Origin of the sequence: Curtobacterium sp. MCJR17_043 (assembly GCF_003224315.2) — a bacterium.
Taxonomy (GTDB): Bacteria; Actinomycetota; Actinomycetes; order Actinomycetales; family Microbacteriaceae; genus Curtobacterium.
This window is the reverse complement of sequence record NZ_CP126259.1, coordinates 313,764-330,311: the sequence shown is the minus strand read 5'-3', so window position 1 is coordinate 330,311 and position 16,548 is coordinate 313,764. Positions and strand designations below refer to the sequence as shown.

Genomic DNA, 16,548 nt, shown 5'->3' with positions numbered 1-16,548 from the left:
GGTCATACGAGAACGGGGTCGAGACCTGGGACCTGACGGTGCCGCCCTCGGTCGAGGCGTTCGGGATCGACACGGACGTCCCGGAGAACACCGCCGCCCTCGTCGGCGCCTATGCCTCCACGGGTCCCGGCGGTCGCCCGGTCAGGCTGCTGCTTCCCGGCGGCGAGGAGGTCCAGGTGCAGGCGACCCAGGTGATCTTCGACGCACTCGACAGCAAAGAGGAGCGGAAGGACGACTCGGGTGCGGTGACCCTGCCCGAAGGTCGGCTGTTCCACCTCCAGGTCGATGCCCTGACGGTCGAGGGCGCAGATGCCGGTGTCGACGGGTATCGGGACGTCCTCCGGCAGCTCGACCTTCCGAGTACGTCCGTTCGGAAGCTCCAGGACAAGGTCGCAGCAGCCGACTCGGTCGACCCGGTGGACGCGTCCCAACCAGTCGGTGCCAACGCCAGCGTGCCGAAGACGAACGGGCTCGACTTCGGCGTGAGTTCGTCGTTCCGGCCGAACGACGAGCCGCTGCTCTTCGCCCTGCGGCTCAACGGCGCGTGGGACCCCGTCCCGATCCCGTGATGTACTTCGGACGGGGACGCCGCAGACGAGTCGGCATCGGGGTGGGAGTGGTCGTGACGTCGTTGCTCCTCTCCGCATGCGCAGCAGCGGTCGTCCCGTCCCGTCCTGAAGCCGTTCCCGTTGCCCCCCGCGGACCGTGCAGCACACGACGTGGACCACCACGGTCCCCGTCCGACAGCAATGGCGATCAAGGACGGTGTGGAGGTCTGGGACCTCACGGTTCCGCCCACAGCCGAGGCATTCGGGATCGATCCCGACGACACCGTGATGGTCGGCGCCTACAGTTCGTCCACCCCCCGGTGGTCGTCCTGTCCGCTTCCTGCTCCCGGGGGGAGAAGACGTCGACGTCCGAGCGAACGAGGTGGTGTTCGAGCTCAGCGAGAACGACCAGGCGATCACGAGTCGAGCGACCGGCAAGGAGCTCTCGCCGGCGGGGCGGTTCTTCGACCTCCGCGTCGATGCCCCGGCTGCTCAGGGAGCCGAGGCGGGTGTGGCTGCGTACCGTAAAGCCCTGCAAGAACTCGGCTTGCCGGATGACACCGTGTCCGAGTTGCAAGAGCAAATCGAACGTGCCGCAACCGTCGACCCGCTCAGCTCACCGCGAGTCGGCGTGAGTGCGAGCATCCCGAAGACAGACGGTTTCCGGTTCAGCGTGAGCACCGCCTTCCGCCCGGACCGGGACGATCCGACCTTCCTCCTCGAGTTCCACGGCGCTTGGGACCCGCTACCCGTTTCCTGAGCTCGGTTTCCAAGGGCGCGGATGACCCGGGACCAAGGACGCCCGGTCAGGTGATGGCAATGGGACATCGGGGAGCACATGAGCAAAGAACATCGGGATCCGGGACGCGCCACCAGCAACGGCGCGGGAGGCGGCTTGCGGCGCCTCCCGGCGGCGGTGATCACCGTCCTGCTCGCCGTCCTGCTCGCGGGGTGTGTGGCTGCCGAACCCATGGGCTCGGTCAGCGAGCCGAGCAACAGCGTCACGGCTCGTCAAAGCGTGAGCCACGTCGGCCCCGAACCGACGGCGATGACGGTCGAGAACGGGGTCGAGACCTGGGACCTGACGGTGCCGCCCTCGGTCGAGGCGTTCGGGATCGACACCGACGTCCCGGAAGGCGCGCGGACCCAGGTCGGTGCGTACGGCTCGGAGTCCGGCGGGGGGACGTCCGGTCCGGTTCCTGCTCCCCGGCGGCGAGGAGGTCCGGGTCCAGGCGACCCAGGTGATCTTCGACGCCCTCGACAACGCGCAGGAGATGACGGACCAGTCGGGCAAGGTGATCCTGCCGCAGGGGCGGCTGTTCCACCTCCGCGTCAACGCCGTGCCGGTGGAGGGCGCGAAGGCCGGCGTCGACGCGTACCGCGACGTCCTCGAGCAGCTCGACCTGCCGGACACGTCCGTCGGGGAGCTCCAGCAGAAGATCGCAGCGGCCGACTCGGTCGACCCGGTGGACGCGTCTCAGCGGGTCAGCGTCGGGGCCAGCGTGCCGAAGACGGACGGACTCGACTTCGGGCCCAGCACGTCGTTCCGGCCGAACGACGAGCCCCTGCGCTTCACCCTCCGGTTGAACGGCGCGTGGGACCCCGTCCCGATCCCGTGATGGGCGCCGGACGGCGGACTGGGGCGTGAGCGTGCCCGTCTCCTGACCTCGGCCGCCGAGGGCGAGCCGACCACTGCTACGGTGCGAGCACGGACCGGGGGGGAACACGATGCGGACACTGACCGCACTCTGCGCAGCCGTCGTCATGGCGACGGTGACGATCGGCATGACGGGGTGCACCGACGCACCCGACGGCGGGACGCCACCATCGGCAGCCGCAGCGAGGCCGACGGCGTCCGCGACGCCGGGGCTGCCGGAGCACCTGGCGATCCTGCACCGGCCCTTCGCGGCGACGGACGCGTTGCCGGACACGGAGGCGGCCGCTTCGACGCTCGACGAGGTGGTGCTGAACGGCCAGCGTCGTGCCGGTGCGTGGCACGGCACCACCTACTGGGTGGCTGCGGCGTCGAACGGCGGAGCGTGCCTCATCGCGGAGAACCCCGACCCGGCCAGCCCGGACGACTGGGCGACGTGCGGCGGGACCGATGTGCCGGCCGCGGAGGTGCTCGTGACCATGGAAGGCGACGACGGACACCGGGTCTCGCTGGTGTCCGACGGCTACACCGACCGGGGGGCCGACTGCGCTGCACGAGGTCGTCCCCAACGTCTGGGGGGAACTGACCGCATGCGTCCGAACGGCCCCGACGTGACTGGACAGGTCTTGTACATGTAGTCTCCTCTGCATGCCCGTCCCACCGAAGCGACGCCTCGTCGCCGATGCCCTCCGCGACGCGATCGCGACGGGCCGCTACGCCCCGGGCCAGCGCCTGCCCGGGGAGCACGACCTGGCCGAGCGGTTCGCCGTCAGCCGCGGGACGGTGCGGGCGGCGCTCGCCGACCTGGCGGACGAGGAGTACATCGCGATCCGCGGCGGCATCGGCTCGGTCGTCACGTTCGACGGCGCCGCGCTCGACCCCAGGAGCGGCTGGGCCCGGTCCCTCGAGGCGACGGGCACCGAGGTCGCCGTCCGCGTCCTCCGGATCGCCGCGGTGAGCGCGCCGGCGGTCGCCGCGGAGCTCGGGCTCGACGACGCCGACTTCGTCGCCGTCGACCGCGTCCGGCACGTGGCCGGGGGACCGGACATCTCCCTGGAACGCAGCCTGGTTCCGCCGTTCGGGAGGCTCGCCCGAGCCGTCGACGAGGGTCTCGTCGACGGGTCGCTCACCGCCACGATCGCGGAGACGGGCCTGGTGCCGGCGCTCGCCGAGCAGTGGGTCGACGTGCTCCCGCTGACCGAGGAGGACGCGGTGCTCCTCCACAGGACTGCGGGCGACCCGTTCCTCCACAGCCGACGCGTCTCGCGCACGGCCGACGGCACGTTCGTGGAGGCTGTCGACAGCCTGCTCGACCCGAGCCGGTTCCGCATCCACATGACGTTCGGGAGCGCACGATGACGACGACCAGCACCGCCGCCGAGCACGCCCTCGCCGCTTTCCGGGGCCTGGCGATCGGCGACGCCCTCGGGATGCCGACGCAGTCGCTGTCGCTCGAGCAGATCCGTTCCGACCACGGGGTGATCAGCGGGTTCGTCGACGCCGGGCCGAACCAGCGCATCGCACACGGCATGCCGGCGGGGAGCATCACCGACGACACCGAGCAGGCCGTCCTCGTCGCCGAACTGCTCGTGCAGGGGCAGGGTCGGCTGGACCCCGTCGACTTCGCCCGCGCGCTCATCGACTGGGAGCGGACGATGGCGGCCAAGGGCTCCCTCGACCTGCTCGGGCCGAGCACGAAGACCGCCGTGCAGCGCATCCTCGACGGTGTCCCCGCGTCCGAAGCGGGCTCGACGGGCACGACGAACGGTGCCGCGATGCGGATCACCCCGGTCGGGATCGCGACACCGCTCGGTACCGGGTCCGACGGGCTCGCCGGACTGGTGGACGCCGTGCAGGACGCCTGCCGGGTCACCCACGACACCGGGCTCGGCATCGCGGGGGGCCAGCGCGGTCGCGGCAGCGGTCTCGGCCGGCATCGACGGCGCCACGCGTGCCGAGGCGCTCGACGTCGCCGTCGCCGCCGCCCGGATCGGCGAGACCCGTGGCCACTGGGTCGCCGGTGGCTCGATCGCCGACCGCACGGAGTGGGCACGCGGCCACCTGGCCACGGTCCCCGACGCCGAACGGATCGACGTCGTGTCCGGGCTGATCGGCACGAGCGTCGCGTCGCAGGAGTCCGTCGTCGCCGCGCTCGCGCTCGTGGCGCTCGACCTCGACCCCTGGCGGACCGTCTGCACCGCGGCGAGCATCGGTGGCGACACCGACACGATCGCCGCCATGGCCGGCGCCGTCCTCGGTGCCGTGCACGGTGCGGTCGCCTGGTCCGCCGACGCGGTCCACCAGGTGGAGACCGTCAACGACCTGCACCTCGAGGAGCTCACCGAGCGCCTCCTCGACCTCCGCACCGGCCCCGGCCGGTAGCGGCACCCAGACCGCCGGGCGGCGGTTCCCCCCTTGCCGCCGCCCGGCTTCCCCCCTCGCACCCTTCCGATGACGTAAGAGGACCTGATGACCAGCACGCCGACCGACGCCACCACCCGCGCCGGGACCCTGACCACCGTCGAGCAGCGGGGCATCGAGCCGGTGCCGGCCGCCGAACGCACCGGGACGCCCGGCGCGCTGTTCTGGGTCTGGTTCGCCGCGAACATCTCGATCCTCGGGCTCCCCCCCCCTCGGTGCCACGCTCGTCGCCTTCCAGGGACTGACCGTCTGGCAGGCGCTCCTCGTCGCGGTGATCGGCGCCGCAGGCTCGTTCGCCGTGGTCGGGGTCATCTCGATCGCCGGACGCCGCGGGGGGAGCGCCGGGCCTGACCCTGAGCCGCGCGGTGTTCGGCGTCCGCGGCAACGTCGGCCCGACGTTCATCTCGCTGCTGAGCCGCCTGGGCTGGGAGACCGTGAACACCACGACCGCCGCGTTCGTGCTGCTGTCGCTGTTCACGATCCTCTTCGGCACCGACGGGGGCTCGAAGGCGCACCCGGTCATCACGATCGTCGCGATCCTGGTCTTCGTCGCCGCCACGGTGCTCATCTCCGGGCTCGGGCACGCGTTCATCGTCGCCGTGCAGAAGTGGGCGACGTGGGTCTTCGGTGCGCTGAACGTCTTCGTCGCGGTGTTCCTCGTCGCCCGCATCGACTGGGACGTCGTCGGCGCGCAGCCCGCCGGCCCGGTCGCCGCGATGGTGATCGGCATCGGGACGATCGCGGCCGGGACCGGTATCGGGTGGGCCACCGCGGGCGCCGACATCGCCCGGTACACGCGCACCAGCGTCCGCGCCGGCAAGCTCGTCGCCGCGAGTGCAGCCGGTGCGGGTATCCCGCTCGTCGTCCTGGTCGGACTCGGCTCGCTCGTGTCCGCCGGTGACCCGACCCTGGCGCAGGCCGGGGACCCGGTCGCCGCGATCCGCGACATGCTGCCGAGCTGGATGGCCGTGCCGTACCTGATCGCCGCGTTCGGCGGGTTGCTGCTGTCGAACCACCTGTCGGTGTACTCGGCGAGCCTCACCACGCTGACCCTCGGCGTGAAGGTGCCGCGGGTCTGGGCCGTCGCGGTCGACGTCGTCATCACCACGCTCGGCGCCATGTACTTCATGCTCGTGGCCGACGGCTTCTACGCCCCGTTCATCACCTTCATCTCGGTGCTCGCCGTGCCGATCACGGCCTGGCTCGGTGTCTTCATCGCCGACATGCTCCGCCGCACCTGGTACGACCCGGAAGCGCTGCTCGACCTCCGCCGTGGTGGCCGCTACTGGTACGCCGGTGGGGTCGCCTGGCCCGCAGTCATCGCCTGGGTCGTCGCGATCGTCGTCGGCTTCCTGTTCACGAACGTCCAGGTGGGCGACGCCGACCCGGTGTTCGTCGGGGCGTTCTCGGACACCTGGATCGGCGTGAACGGCCTCGGCTGGGTCGTCACGTTCATCGTCGCGGCGGCGGTCTACCTGCTGACCGGCGGCCCCCCGCGGCACGCTGCACGAGCAGCCCGACCAGTCCGCTCCGCTGCCGCACACCGAGCACACGGTCTGATGGGCCGCCTCGTCTCGGTCGGCAACGTCATCGTCGACATCGTGATGCGCATCGACGCCCTCCCGGAGCCGGGCGGGGACGTCATCGCCGCGGGCTCCGAGATCACGGCCGGTGGCGGCCTGAACACGATGGTCGCCGCCCGCCGGGACGGCATGGACGTCGTGTTCGCCGGGCAGTACGGCACCGGCCCCTTCGGGGACGTCGTCCGGCGGGCGCTGGCCGACTCGGGCGTCACCGTCGTGCAGCCCGGGCTCGCCGACGTCGACAGCGGCTACTGCGTGGCGCTCGTCGACGCCACGACCGAGCGCACCTTCGTCACGAGCGTCGGCGCGGAAGGGCAGCTCACCCGCGCCGACCTGGACCGTGTGGACCTGCAGGACGACGACATCGTCTTCGTGTCGGGCTACAGCCTGGCGCACCCGGTGAACGGTGCGGCCATCGCCGACTGGCTCGAGACCGTCCCGCCGTCCGTCCGCGTGGTGTTCGACCCGTCGCCGCTCGTCGACACCCTGCCCGGAGACCTCCTGGCCGCCGTGTCCGCACGGTCGGACGTGGTCAGCGCCAACAGCCGGGAGGCACGACTGCTCTCCCCGACGTCGACCACCCTCGCTGCGGCGACCGCCGCGATCGCGGTGACAGCGCGGGGGACCGCCCTGGTCCGGGACGGTGCCCACGGCTGCTGGGTCGTCGAGTCCGGTGGCACACCGGTCCTGGTCCCCGGGTTCCCCGTCGTCGCGGTCGACACGAACGGGGCGGGGGGACGCGCACGCCGGCGTGCTGGCCGCCGCGCTGGGGCGTGGGGCGGGCCTCCCGGACGCGGTCCGCCGGGCCAACGTGGCGGCGGCGCTCGCGGTGACCCGGTCCGGGCCGGCGACCGCGCCGACGGCGGAGGAGACGGACGCGCTGCTCGCCGGAGCGTGACGCGGTGACCTCCGCGATCGCCGCACCCGTGCGGCTCGAGCGGTCCGACCGGACGGTCCAGCCGCTTGCTGGAGCCGTTCATCGCGTTCCGTGGCTGAGGCGGGGCGCCGGTGTTTCCCGCCCGTCAAGTGTTGGTTACGAGCCCGTTTCCGATGCTCGGCGAACGCTCACGCTCCTCGAAGCTTCCTCTTGAGAACCCCTTCACTCGAGGAGCCCCTTGTCCAGAACCCGTTCCCGGAGTCGGCTCGCCGCACTGGCGATCACCGCCACGCTGACTCCCGCCCTCGTCCTGACCGCAGCCCCTGCGTTCGCGGCACCAACCCCTGACCCCGTCGTCGCCTCCGGCTCCGACTGGGACGTCACGACCGCTCCCGGCGGGTACCTCGTGTCCCTCGACCTCGACGCACCGCTGCCGATGGTCGACGACGCCCCCACACTCGTCGTCGACGGTGAGCCCATCGGCCTCGCCACCGAGTCGGCGGACGGGAAGACCCTGCAGGTCCTCACCGCCGACCGGTCCGTCGCCGACGCGAAGGACGTCACCAAGGCCTGGTCGAGCGGCGACGCGGACAAGGCGACCGAGACGACGACGGCCCCGGTCACCCCGGCCGTCCCCGAGAACCGCACCCTGAAGCGGCAGATGAAGTCCCTCGCCACGGCGGACGCGGTCGAGGACCCGTCCACGCCGGGCGCCTACGAGGTGACCGAGGCCGAGTACGACTTCGGTGACCAGGCGATCCCCCCTCGCGGCGATCGGCGGCATCCGCGGTGAGCTCACCGGGAAGATGTACCTGACGAGCGCCGCCGGCGAGCGTCCGACCGTCGTGCTGCTGCACGGCCGCCACACTTCCTGTGCGGGCACCGGTGCGAACCCGCTGCGCTGGCCCTGTGGTCCGACCCAGTCCAACGTGCGCTCGTACCTCGGGTACGAGGGCACCGCGCGTGCGCTCGCCACCCGCGGCTACAACGTGGTCTCCATCGCGGCGAACGCCGTGAACTCGAACGACAACCAGCTCGCCCTCGACTACGGCGCACAGGCCCGCGGTCAGCTGATCCTCGACACGCTGGACATGCTCGGCAAGGCCGACGCCGGGACGGCCGTCTCGTACGACGACGTCACGACGGCGACGACCTCCGCCCCGAGCACGACCACGACCCGCACGCTCGACGACGCCCTCGTCCGCGCGACGACCCGCACCGACCAGCCGGCCGCCGCCTCCACCGTGACGGCGGCGTCGCTCAAGGGCCGGTTCGACCTGACGCACGTCGGCATCATGGGCCACTCCCGTGGCGGTGAGGGTGTGGTCTCGGCCGCCACCCTCAACGAAGCGCTCCCGAAGCCGTTCGGCATCGAGTCGGTCCTGCCGCTCGCACCGGTCGACTTCGGCCGCATGACGCTGCCCGACGTGCCGACCGCCGTCTTCCTGCCCTACTGCGACGGCGACGTGTCGAACCAGCAGGGGCAGCACTTCATCGACGACTCCCGGCACGCCTTCGGTGACGAGGTCCTCCGCTCCGCGGTGTGGGTGATGGGCGCGAACCACAACTTCTTCAACACCGTGTGGACCCCGGGCAAGTACCCGGCGGCGACCGGCGACGACTGGAACGTCCGCGACACCACGTCGACCTGTGCCACGACCAGCCCGACCCGCCTCACCGCGGACCAGCAGTACCAGGTCGGCGTCAGCTACATGACCGGCTTCTTCCGCCTCACCATGGGCGGCGAGACCCAGTTCCAGTCGATGTTCGACGGTTCGGTCAAGCCCGCGACCACCGCGACGCCGTTCGCCGACGTCCGGACCATGGCCGCGCAGCCCACCTCGAAGACGAAGCTCGTCACCGACTTCACGAAGTCGAGCTCCCTCGTCCGCACCGTCGGGGGGCGCCACGGCCGCGGTCTGCTCGAACCTGACCGGTCGGACGCTGCCGCAGTCGAACCCGTTCTGCGCCACCACCAAGGGCTCGGCCCAGGTGCCGCACTGGACGCCCGGCTCGTTCGCACCGAACGTCCCCGCGTTCCCGACCACCCGGTTCCTGTGGACCGGAGCCTCCACCACCGACCCGGCAGCGCCGAGCACCGGTGAACTCCGCGTCTCGGTCCCCGCGACGGCACGCAACGTCTCCGACAGCACGCAGCTCACGCTGAAGACCGCGCCCGACGAGGCGGTGTCCACCGGCACCGACTTCCGGATCACGATCCTCGACGGCTCCGGCGGGACCTGGTCGACCGCTGCGTCTGCGGTCAACCCGCTCGCCGTCAACCGGATGCCCGGCGGCACGAACACGACGCTCAACAAGATCGTCCTGCAGCAGCTGACGATCCCCACGGCGTCGATGACCGGCCTGGACCTCACCGACGTCCGCGAGGTCCGCTTCACCGCGGGCGTCGGGGCCGACGGCACCGGCACCGGCGGGGTCTACTTGTCCGACCTGGCGTTCGACACCCCGAGCGTCGGCACCGCCGTCGCCCAGACGCGCACCACGGTGAACGTCGCCCCCCACCGCGGTGGAGGAGGGCGCCGGCCCCGGCACCGCCGACGTCGCCGTCTCCCTGTCGCGTGCCGAGTCCCGTCCGGTCACCGCGTACGTCAGCGTCCTCGGCTCGGCGACCGGCACCGTCGGCGTCGGCATGGAGCGCGTGACCTTCGCACCCGGCGAGACCTGCCGCGCGGTCACCGTGCCGACGGCCGGCAACACCATCGCCTCGGCGACGCCCAGCTCCGCCCTGAAGGTGAGCGTCACGAACACCAGCAACGCCGTCATGGGCGCGTCCGCGTTCACGAACCTGACCGTCCGCGAGGACGACGGCGTCACGGCGCCGGCGAAGGCGATCGCGCCGGTCGGCAAGCAGGGTGACGTGTGCGCCGAGCGGACCGCCGCGGCCGCTCCGGTGGCGCTCGGCACCTCCGCTGCGAAGGTCACGCCGGGTACCACCGTCCTGCTCACGGGCACGGGCTTCCGCCAGGGCGAAGGCGTCACGTTCCGCTCCGGTGAGACGGTCGTCGACACGGCCGTCGCCGGGTCGAGCGGCGCGGTCGCCGGCACCCTGCAGGTCCCGGCCGACGCGGACCTCGGCGCGCTCGCCGTGTCCGCCGTCGGTGCCGGTTCCGGCCGGGAGGCCCGAGCCACCGTCACGGTCGTCGCGACCACGCCGAAGCTCGCGCTGAAGGAGGGCAGCCGCGCGACCGTCGGCGGGTCGTGGAAGGTCGGCCGGACCATCACCGCGAAGCCCGGTTCCTGGAACGCGAGCGGGGTCACGTTCACCTACAAGTGGTCGCGTGACGGGAAGTCGATCCCCGGAGCGACCAAGGCCACCTACAAGACGACGTCGAAGGACGTCGGGGAACGGCTGAAGGTGACCGTCACCGCCAAGAAGACCGGCTACACGACCGGGACCACGACCGGGCTGTCCGGTCGGATCCACAAGTAGTGCCGCACTGATCGACGAGGGCGGGTGATCGCGAGGTCACCCGCCCTCCGTCGTCCCACGAGCCGGACGGGAGGCGCAGCACGGGCCCGCCCCGGGCCTCCCGGCCGGCACCGACGCACCGCGACCACGCGACCCGAACACGGGACTGGTGCGGTCGCCCGTCGCGCGTTTGACTCGTGCCAGGGCATCCGGCCCCGCCACGACCAGGGAGGCCGACCGTGCGCACACTCGTCTACACCAGCACGCAGACCCGACCGATCTCGGACTCCGAACTCGCGCAGATCCTGGCGGTCGGACGCGAGAAGAACACGCGCCTCGGCATCACCGGCATGCTCGCGCACCGCGACAGCAACTGCATCGGCATCATCGAGGGCGAGGACGACGTCGTCCACCAGCGCTTCGAGCAGATCCGCCTGGACCCCCGGCACACCAACGTCCGGGTGCTCTGCGACGACCCGGTGCAGCAGCGCTCCTTCCCGGACTGGTCCATGGCGTTCCAGCCCCTCGACCCGCTCATGCGCGAGGTCCCGGGCTTCAGCGACCTGTTCGAGGCGCAGCGGCCGAGCGACGCCGAGTTCGGGGCCTCGCGGGCCCGCGCCCTGCTCGAGTGGTTCCGCAAGCACCCGCTCGCGCCGCTGACGAACCAGAACGCGGCCGACGACGAGGTCCCGCGCACCCGCGCCGTGAACGGCGCGATCGCGGTCCTGCACGACGGCGGGACGACGAGCTTCTCCATCGAGGCGGTGGCCGAGCGCAGCGGCATGAGCGTGTCCGAGCTCGAGGGGCTGTTCCCGAACCGGCACGCCCTCCTCGCGGCGACGGTGGAGCGCTGGACGCGTGCGGTGTCGGCACCCCTGCTCCCGATGATCACGGAGCGCGGAACGGTGGCGTTCATGCACGCCCTGCTGGCCGCGCACGTCGAGGAATCGGGACTGATGCGCCTGCTCGCGTCGACACTCGCCGCGGCGACGGACCCCTCGGTCGACGGTGCCGACTACTACCGGTCCGCCTACCGGCAGTTCCGGGAGACGATCCGCACGGCACTCGCCGCGGACGTGCGGGAGGGCCGTGAGCCGGCGACGATGGACCCGGAGCGGGGCGCACAGCAGCTGCTCGCCCTGTACGACGGTCTCCGGCTGCAGGCCCTGCTGACGGGTGACACCGACCCGGTGGAGGCGTTCGACCGTGCCGCCGCGCGCATGCGGCGGGGGGTGGTCGGAGCAGTACGAGCAGCCGAGCTACTGGGAGATCCCGGTCGCTCCGGCACCCTGACGCGGGAACCGTCCGTTCTCCCCCCGTGAGTTGGGGGGCGGTGGAGCGCTCCGCGATCGGGCAGGATGGACCGCGGGGCGTGGACCGGGTATCCGCGCCCTGCTCGCTCACCCAGGGTGGTGAGCCCGGCCGTCTGGTCGCCTTCGGGTGGTGATCAGGCGGCCGAACACGTTCCGGGACGCCGCGCTTGTCCGCCGTTCGTCCGACTGCGGAACGCGCATGATCGGGTCTACCGTCGCGTCCGTGCGGCAACGGGGCCGCACCGGTCATGAATCGAGCATCATGCAACGACGGATGAGAAGTCTCGTCGCCCTCGCCGTGAGCGCCGGCGTCGTGGGGGCCCTGGTCCCGGCGATCTCGGCGCAGGCGGTCACGACGAGCGACACCCCGGACTTCGGGAGCAACGTCAAGGTCTACAGCCCATCGACCCCCCACCTCGACCATCCAGGCCGACGTCGACGCCGCCTTCACCTCGCAGCTCCGCAGCACCACGGCGCAGTTCGGGTCCCAGCGGCACGTCTTCCTGTTCAAGCCGGGCAGCTACAACCGTGTCTGGGCGAACCTCGGCTTCTACACGACGGTCGCCGGCCTCGGGAAGAGCCCCGACGACGTCACCATCACCGGCGCGGTCAACGTGGACTCCGGGTGGAACGCGGGCGACGAGAAGAACGCCACGCAGAACTTCTGGCGGTCGGTCGAGAACGTCGCGGTCGTCCCCGAGGGCGGTACCGACCGCTGGGCCGTGTCGCAGGCCGCTCCGATGCGGCGCGTGCACATCAAGGGCAACCTGACGATGGGCCCCTCGAACCAGGACGGCGGCCAGGGCTACTCGTCCGGCGGTTACATCGCGGACAGCAAGGTCGACGGCACCGTCACCTCGGGGTCGCAGCAGCAGTGGTACACCCGCAACTCCACGCTCGGTTCGTGGCAGGGCGGGAACTGGAACATGACGTTCTCGGGAGTGCAGGGTGCCCCGGCGAACGACTTCTCGAAGAGCTACACGACGCTCGCCACCACGCCGACGACGCGCGAGAAGCCCTACCTGTACGTGGACTCGTCGAACAAGTACCACGTGTTCGTCCCCTCGCTCCGGCAGAACTCGAGCGGTGTCACCTGGCCGAACACCGCGGGCACGGACATCCCGATGCGGAACTTCTACGTCGCGCACCCGGGTGACACGGCGGCGACGATCAACAGCGCGCTCGCGCAAGGGCTGAACCTGTTCTTCACCCCGGGCACCTACCAGCTCGACGCGGCGATCAACGTGCAGCGGGCGAACACCGTCGTGACCGGCATCGGCTTCCCGACGCTCGTGCCGACCAAGGGCAACTCCGTCCTGGTGTCGAACGACGTCGCTGGTGTGAACGTCTCGAACCTCGTCGTCGACGCCGGCACGCAGAACAGCACGCAGCTGATCCGACTGGGGACGGCGGACTCGCACATCGACCACGCGGCGAACCCGCAGAGCATCCAGGACGTCTTCTTCCGCGTCGGGTCGAGCATCCAGGGCAAGGCCAGCACCTCGCTGCGGGTCAACGCCGACGACACCCTGATCGACCACATCTGGGCGTGGCGCGCCGACCACGGTGGCGCACCCACGGGGTGGACGGTCAACACCGGTGCCACCGGCGTCGAGGTGAACGGCAACGACGTCCTCGCCACCGGGCTCTTCGTCGAGCACTACCAGAAGTACGAAGTGCAGTGGAACGGCAACAACGGCAAGACGATCTTCTTCCAGAACGAGATGCCGTACGACGTGCCGGACAACGCCTCGTGGCAGAGCCCGACCGGAGCGGGGTACGCGGCGTACAAGGTCGCGGCGAACGTCACCACGCACGAGATCTGGGGCGGGGGGTGTCTACTGCTTCTTCAACACGAACCCGTCCGTGCACGCGGACCGGGCGTTCGAGGTGCCGCAGACGCCGGGCGTGAAGGCGCACGGTCTCGTCACGGTGTCCCTCGGTGACGTCGGCACCATCTCGAGCGTCATCAACGGGGTCGGCGGCGCCGTCCCGACGCCCGCCGGCAACACCTCGCCGAACCGGGTGGCGAACTACAACTGACCGGCCGTCGCGACGCGACCACCTGACGAACGGGAGGCTCGGTGCCGGCTGGCACCGGGCCTCCCGTCCGTCGTCTGCCGACCCTTCAGGACCGCAGTCCCTTCACCGTGATCAACATGATATTCACCGGGTGGAATCTGGTGTCCCCGTACTACTGTTGCCTCTCGAGTCGTCCGTCGGGCGGCTTACAGACCAGAGGGGGGGAGAAGATGTCGTCATCCACGACCCGCACGTTCGCGATCGTCGTCTCGATCGGAGCGATCGTCGCCGGTTCGGCGTGCTTCGCGGCGACGGTGGGGACTCCCGCACAGTGGATCGGCGTGCTGATCTCGAGCCTCGCCACAGGACTGAGCGGGATGTACGTCGGGACCGTTGCGCGTCACCGCTCCCGGAAGCCCAGGCGCTGACCGCGGGAGGCGCGGTGCCAGCTGGCACCGGGCCTCCCGTCCGTCGCCTGCCCGGTCAGGGCTGCAGCGCCTCCAGGTCCTCGAGGAGGCCCGGGTGCGTCGGCTCCCAGCCGAGCGCCTGCCGGGTGTGCGCGCTCGACGCCGGCTGGTCCATGGCGAAGATCGGCCCGAAGGGACCGAACGTCTCGTCCGGCACGGGCCGCACGGGGAGTCCGAGGCGGCGGCCGACCACGGTGGCGATGTCGACGACGCGGTCGCCCTCGTCACCGACGGCGTGCCACGCGGTGCCGGCCGGCGCGGACTCGAGGGCGATGCGGAACAGCGAGGCGGCGTCCCGCGCGTGCACGGCGGGCCAGCGCTGCTGACCGTCGCCCGGGTACCCCGCGATCCCGGTCCGACGCGCGGCCTCGGTGAGCAGGCCGGCGAACCCGCCCTGCCCGTCCTCGTGAACGGTCCGGGGCATCCGGACGGCCGAGGCGCGGACGCCCTGCGACGACAGTGCGAGCAGGTCGGTGACGGCGACCGCGCGGCTCGCGACCGGACCCTCGACGGGCAGCGGGTCGTCCTCGGTCGCAGCGCGTCCGGCCACCCAGGGCGTGCCGGACACGGTGACGATCGGCTTGCCGCTCTCGATGAGTGCTGCACCGAGCGTGGCCATGGCGTCGCGCTCCTCGCTGAGGCCCTGCTCGAGTGCCTCGGCGCTACCGTAGTCGCGGCTGAACGCCAGGCTGATGACGCCGTCGGCGCGGGTGGCTCCCTCGCCCAGGACGTCGAGGTCGGTGAGCGAGCCGCGCAGGACCTCGGCGCCGGCGGCCTCGAGGGTGGCGGCGGACGCGTCCGACCGGGCGAGGCCGAGGACGGTGTGACCGGTGGCGAGCAACTCGGCGACGACGGCGGTGCCGATCGTGCCGGTTCCGCCCGTGACGAAGACGTGCATGGGGACTCCTCGAGTGATGGGACGTTGGTACCGTCACCATAGGACGCTGACGGCACTCTTGTCCCGTCGGAGTGCGTTGACGGGACAAGAGTGCCATCAGTAGGATGGTGGGCATGGCGCGATGGGAACCGGGAGCACGGGAGCGGCTCGTCATCGCCGCTGTGGACCTGTTCACGGAGCAGGGCTACGACGCGACGACCGTCACCGAGATCGCCGAGCGCGCCGGCGTCACCAAGAGCACCTTCTTCCGGCACTTCCCGGACAAGCGCGAACTGCTCGTCGCCGGACAGGAGACCCTGAGTCGTCTGCTCGCCGAGGGCATCGCCGGTGCCCCGACCGAGGCGAGCCCGCTCGAGGCCGTCGCTGCCGGACTCGAGCGGGCCTCCGGCGAGATGGGGCCGCGGAACCGGGAGCTCGGCCCCCCGACTCAAGGCCGCCGTGGCCGCGAGTACCGAGCTCCAGGAGCGGGACGCGCTGAAGAGCGTCGGCATGGCCGCCGCGATGACGACGGCGCTGCTCGAGCGCGGGGTGCCCGAGACGACCGCGCACCTGGCCAGCGAGATGGGCGTCCTCGCGTTCAAGCAGGGCTACGCACGGTGGTCCGAGGGTGAACGGAGCGACGACGACGGTCTCGCACGCCACGCACTCGACGTCCTGCAGGAGCTCCGGAGCGCGACGGCAGCACTCGGCTGATCTGCGCAGGGTCGCTGCACGGGACCGCGGTACCCACGTCAGTCCCGCGCGACGACGCCCTGCCGCAGCATGTCCCGCGCGACCCGGGCCCGCGGGATCACCCACAGCGCGCTCCACAGCGCCAGTCCGGCCCAGAGGCCGAGGAGCAGCAGGGTGATCACCGTGCCGTGCTGGTCACGCATGGACCAGGTCATCGCGCTCCAGAAGACGCAGAGCACGATCTTGCCCCAGCCGCCGACCTGCTGGTCCGCCTGGGCCTGCAGCCGCGGGACCCAGACGTCTGCGGGCACCTCGGCGGGGACGTGCCGGTCGGTCACCCACCGCTCGACCATCACCACGCGCTCGTACCCGCCCTCGGCACGCCAGGACCGGAGCCGCAGCCAGCCGGCCACCGCGGCCCCGACCACTCCGGCGGGGAGGCCGACGGACACGAGCACCTGCGGGGTCGCGGTCCGGAACGACGACAGGACGAGCATGGTGAGGACGAGCGCGAACGCAGCACCCGCCACCGCGGTGCCGAGCAGCCGGAGCCGCCCGGCTTCGTCGACCACTCCGACCCCGTGCACGCTCCGACCGTACCCGTGGCGGCCGACCTCCCGCTGCCCGCCGGGGGCAACGCACAGGAGGCCCGTCACCGGTCCG

18 protein-coding genes and 1 pseudogene are annotated in these 16,548 nt (G+C 71.7%); 17 read left to right on the top strand and 2 right to left on the bottom strand.

What is annotated here, in order from left to right; genetic code table 11:
* Positions 1 to 38 precede the first annotated feature (38 nt).
* From DEJ15_RS01690 to DEJ15_RS01610, 16 genes and pseudogenes are all read left to right on the top strand, one after another.
* Entirely contained in the window at positions 39 to 569 is a 531-nt protein-coding gene (locus DEJ15_RS01690; RefSeq protein ID WP_284175488.1) for a hypothetical protein, read from the top strand.
* A 361-nt stretch (positions 570 to 930) separates the two neighbouring features.
* Complete coding sequence (locus DEJ15_RS01685; RefSeq protein ID WP_284175487.1) at positions 931 to 1,308, top strand: hypothetical protein; 378 nt, start codon at positions 931 to 933, stop codon at positions 1,306 to 1,308.
* A gap of 481 nt (positions 1,309 to 1,789) precedes the next feature.
* Positions 1,790 to 2,167 (top strand): hypothetical protein, encoded by a 378-nt coding sequence (locus tag DEJ15_RS01680; protein WP_284175486.1) that lies wholly within the window; start codon positions 1,790 to 1,792, stop codon positions 2,165 to 2,167.
* Positions 2,168 to 2,276: 109 nt separating this feature from the next.
* Positions 2,277 to 2,840: a hypothetical protein gene (locus tag DEJ15_RS01675; RefSeq protein WP_284175485.1), complete on the top strand. Its 564-nt coding sequence runs from the start codon at positions 2,277 to 2,279 to the stop codon at positions 2,838 to 2,840.
* Between the two features lie 10 nt (positions 2,841 to 2,850).
* A complete protein-coding gene (locus DEJ15_RS01670) occupies positions 2,851 to 3,561 on the top strand; it encodes a GntR family transcriptional regulator (protein ID WP_110824403.1) in 711 nt (236 codons plus the stop codon).
* Positions 3,558 to 4,046: pseudogene (locus DEJ15_RS01665) on the top strand (ADP-ribosylglycohydrolase family protein); the annotation flags it as partial. The gene DEJ15_RS01670 and the pseudogene DEJ15_RS01665, both read left to right, overlap by 4 nt.
* The gene (locus tag DEJ15_RS01660) at positions 3,928 to 4,584 is read left to right on the top strand and encodes an ADP-ribosylglycohydrolase family protein (protein ID WP_349814776.1); all 657 of its coding nucleotides are present in this window, start codon (positions 3,928 to 3,930) and stop codon (positions 4,582 to 4,584) included. The pseudogene DEJ15_RS01665 and the gene DEJ15_RS01660, both read left to right, overlap by 119 nt.
* A gap of 87 nt (positions 4,585 to 4,671) precedes the next feature.
* A complete protein-coding gene (locus tag DEJ15_RS01655) occupies positions 4,672 to 4,974 on the top strand; it encodes a hypothetical protein (RefSeq protein ID WP_284175484.1) in 303 nt (100 codons plus the stop codon).
* A 14-nt stretch (positions 4,975 to 4,988) separates the two neighbouring features.
* Positions 4,989 to 7,112: a PfkB family carbohydrate kinase gene (locus tag DEJ15_RS01650; protein ID WP_502866141.1), complete on the top strand. Its 2,124-nt coding sequence runs from the start codon at positions 4,989 to 4,991 to the stop codon at positions 7,110 to 7,112.
* A gap of 209 nt (positions 7,113 to 7,321) precedes the next feature.
* Entirely contained in the window at positions 7,322 to 7,876 is a 555-nt protein-coding gene (locus DEJ15_RS01640) for a hypothetical protein (RefSeq protein WP_284175483.1), read from the top strand.
* Positions 7,830 to 9,188, top strand: coding sequence for a hypothetical protein (locus DEJ15_RS01635; RefSeq protein WP_284175482.1), 1,359 nt, complete (start codon positions 7,830 to 7,832; stop codon positions 9,186 to 9,188). The genes DEJ15_RS01640 and DEJ15_RS01635 overlap by 47 nt, the downstream gene beginning before the upstream one ends.
* Before the next feature lie 82 nt (positions 9,189 to 9,270).
* Positions 9,271 to 9,960 (top strand): hypothetical protein, encoded by a 690-nt coding sequence (locus DEJ15_RS01630; protein ID WP_284175481.1) that lies wholly within the window; start codon positions 9,271 to 9,273, stop codon positions 9,958 to 9,960.
* Positions 9,866 to 10,534, top strand: coding sequence for a hypothetical protein (locus DEJ15_RS01625; RefSeq protein ID WP_284175480.1), 669 nt, complete (start codon positions 9,866 to 9,868; stop codon positions 10,532 to 10,534). Before DEJ15_RS01630 ends, DEJ15_RS01625 begins: the two co-directional genes overlap by 95 nt.
* 218 nt (positions 10,535 to 10,752) lie before the next feature.
* Positions 10,753 to 11,835, top strand: coding sequence for a BLUF domain-containing protein (locus tag DEJ15_RS01620; RefSeq protein WP_284175479.1), 1,083 nt, complete (start codon positions 10,753 to 10,755; stop codon positions 11,833 to 11,835).
* A 605-nt stretch (positions 11,836 to 12,440) separates the two neighbouring features.
* Positions 12,441 to 13,772 (top strand): pectate lyase-like domain-containing protein, encoded by a 1,332-nt coding sequence (locus tag DEJ15_RS01615; RefSeq protein ID WP_284175478.1) that lies wholly within the window; start codon positions 12,441 to 12,443, stop codon positions 13,770 to 13,772.
* A gap of 306 nt (positions 13,773 to 14,078) precedes the next feature.
* Positions 14,079 to 14,276: a hypothetical protein gene (locus DEJ15_RS01610; protein WP_110824396.1), complete on the top strand. Its 198-nt coding sequence runs from the start codon at positions 14,079 to 14,081 to the stop codon at positions 14,274 to 14,276.
* A gap of 55 nt (positions 14,277 to 14,331) precedes the next feature.
* On the opposite strand, the gene DEJ15_RS01605 is transcribed toward DEJ15_RS01610, so the two are convergent.
* Positions 14,332 to 15,213: an SDR family oxidoreductase gene (locus tag DEJ15_RS01605; RefSeq protein WP_110824395.1), complete on the bottom strand. Its 882-nt coding sequence runs from the start codon at positions 15,211 to 15,213 to the stop codon at positions 14,332 to 14,334.
* 113 nt (positions 15,214 to 15,326) lie between these two features.
* On the opposite strand from DEJ15_RS01605, the gene DEJ15_RS01600 reads away from it, so the two are divergent.
* The gene (locus DEJ15_RS01600) at positions 15,327 to 15,824 is read left to right on the top strand and encodes a TetR/AcrR family transcriptional regulator (RefSeq protein ID WP_284175477.1); all 498 of its coding nucleotides are present in this window, start codon (positions 15,327 to 15,329) and stop codon (positions 15,822 to 15,824) included.
* 120 nt (positions 15,825 to 15,944) lie between these two features.
* Here the strand turns inward: DEJ15_RS01600 and DEJ15_RS01595 are convergent, their stop codons facing one another.
* On the bottom strand, positions 15,945 to 16,472 hold the full coding sequence (locus DEJ15_RS01595) for a hypothetical protein (RefSeq protein WP_146232823.1): 528 nt from the start codon (positions 16,470 to 16,472) through the stop codon (positions 15,945 to 15,947).
* Positions 16,473 to 16,548 lie beyond the last annotated feature (76 nt).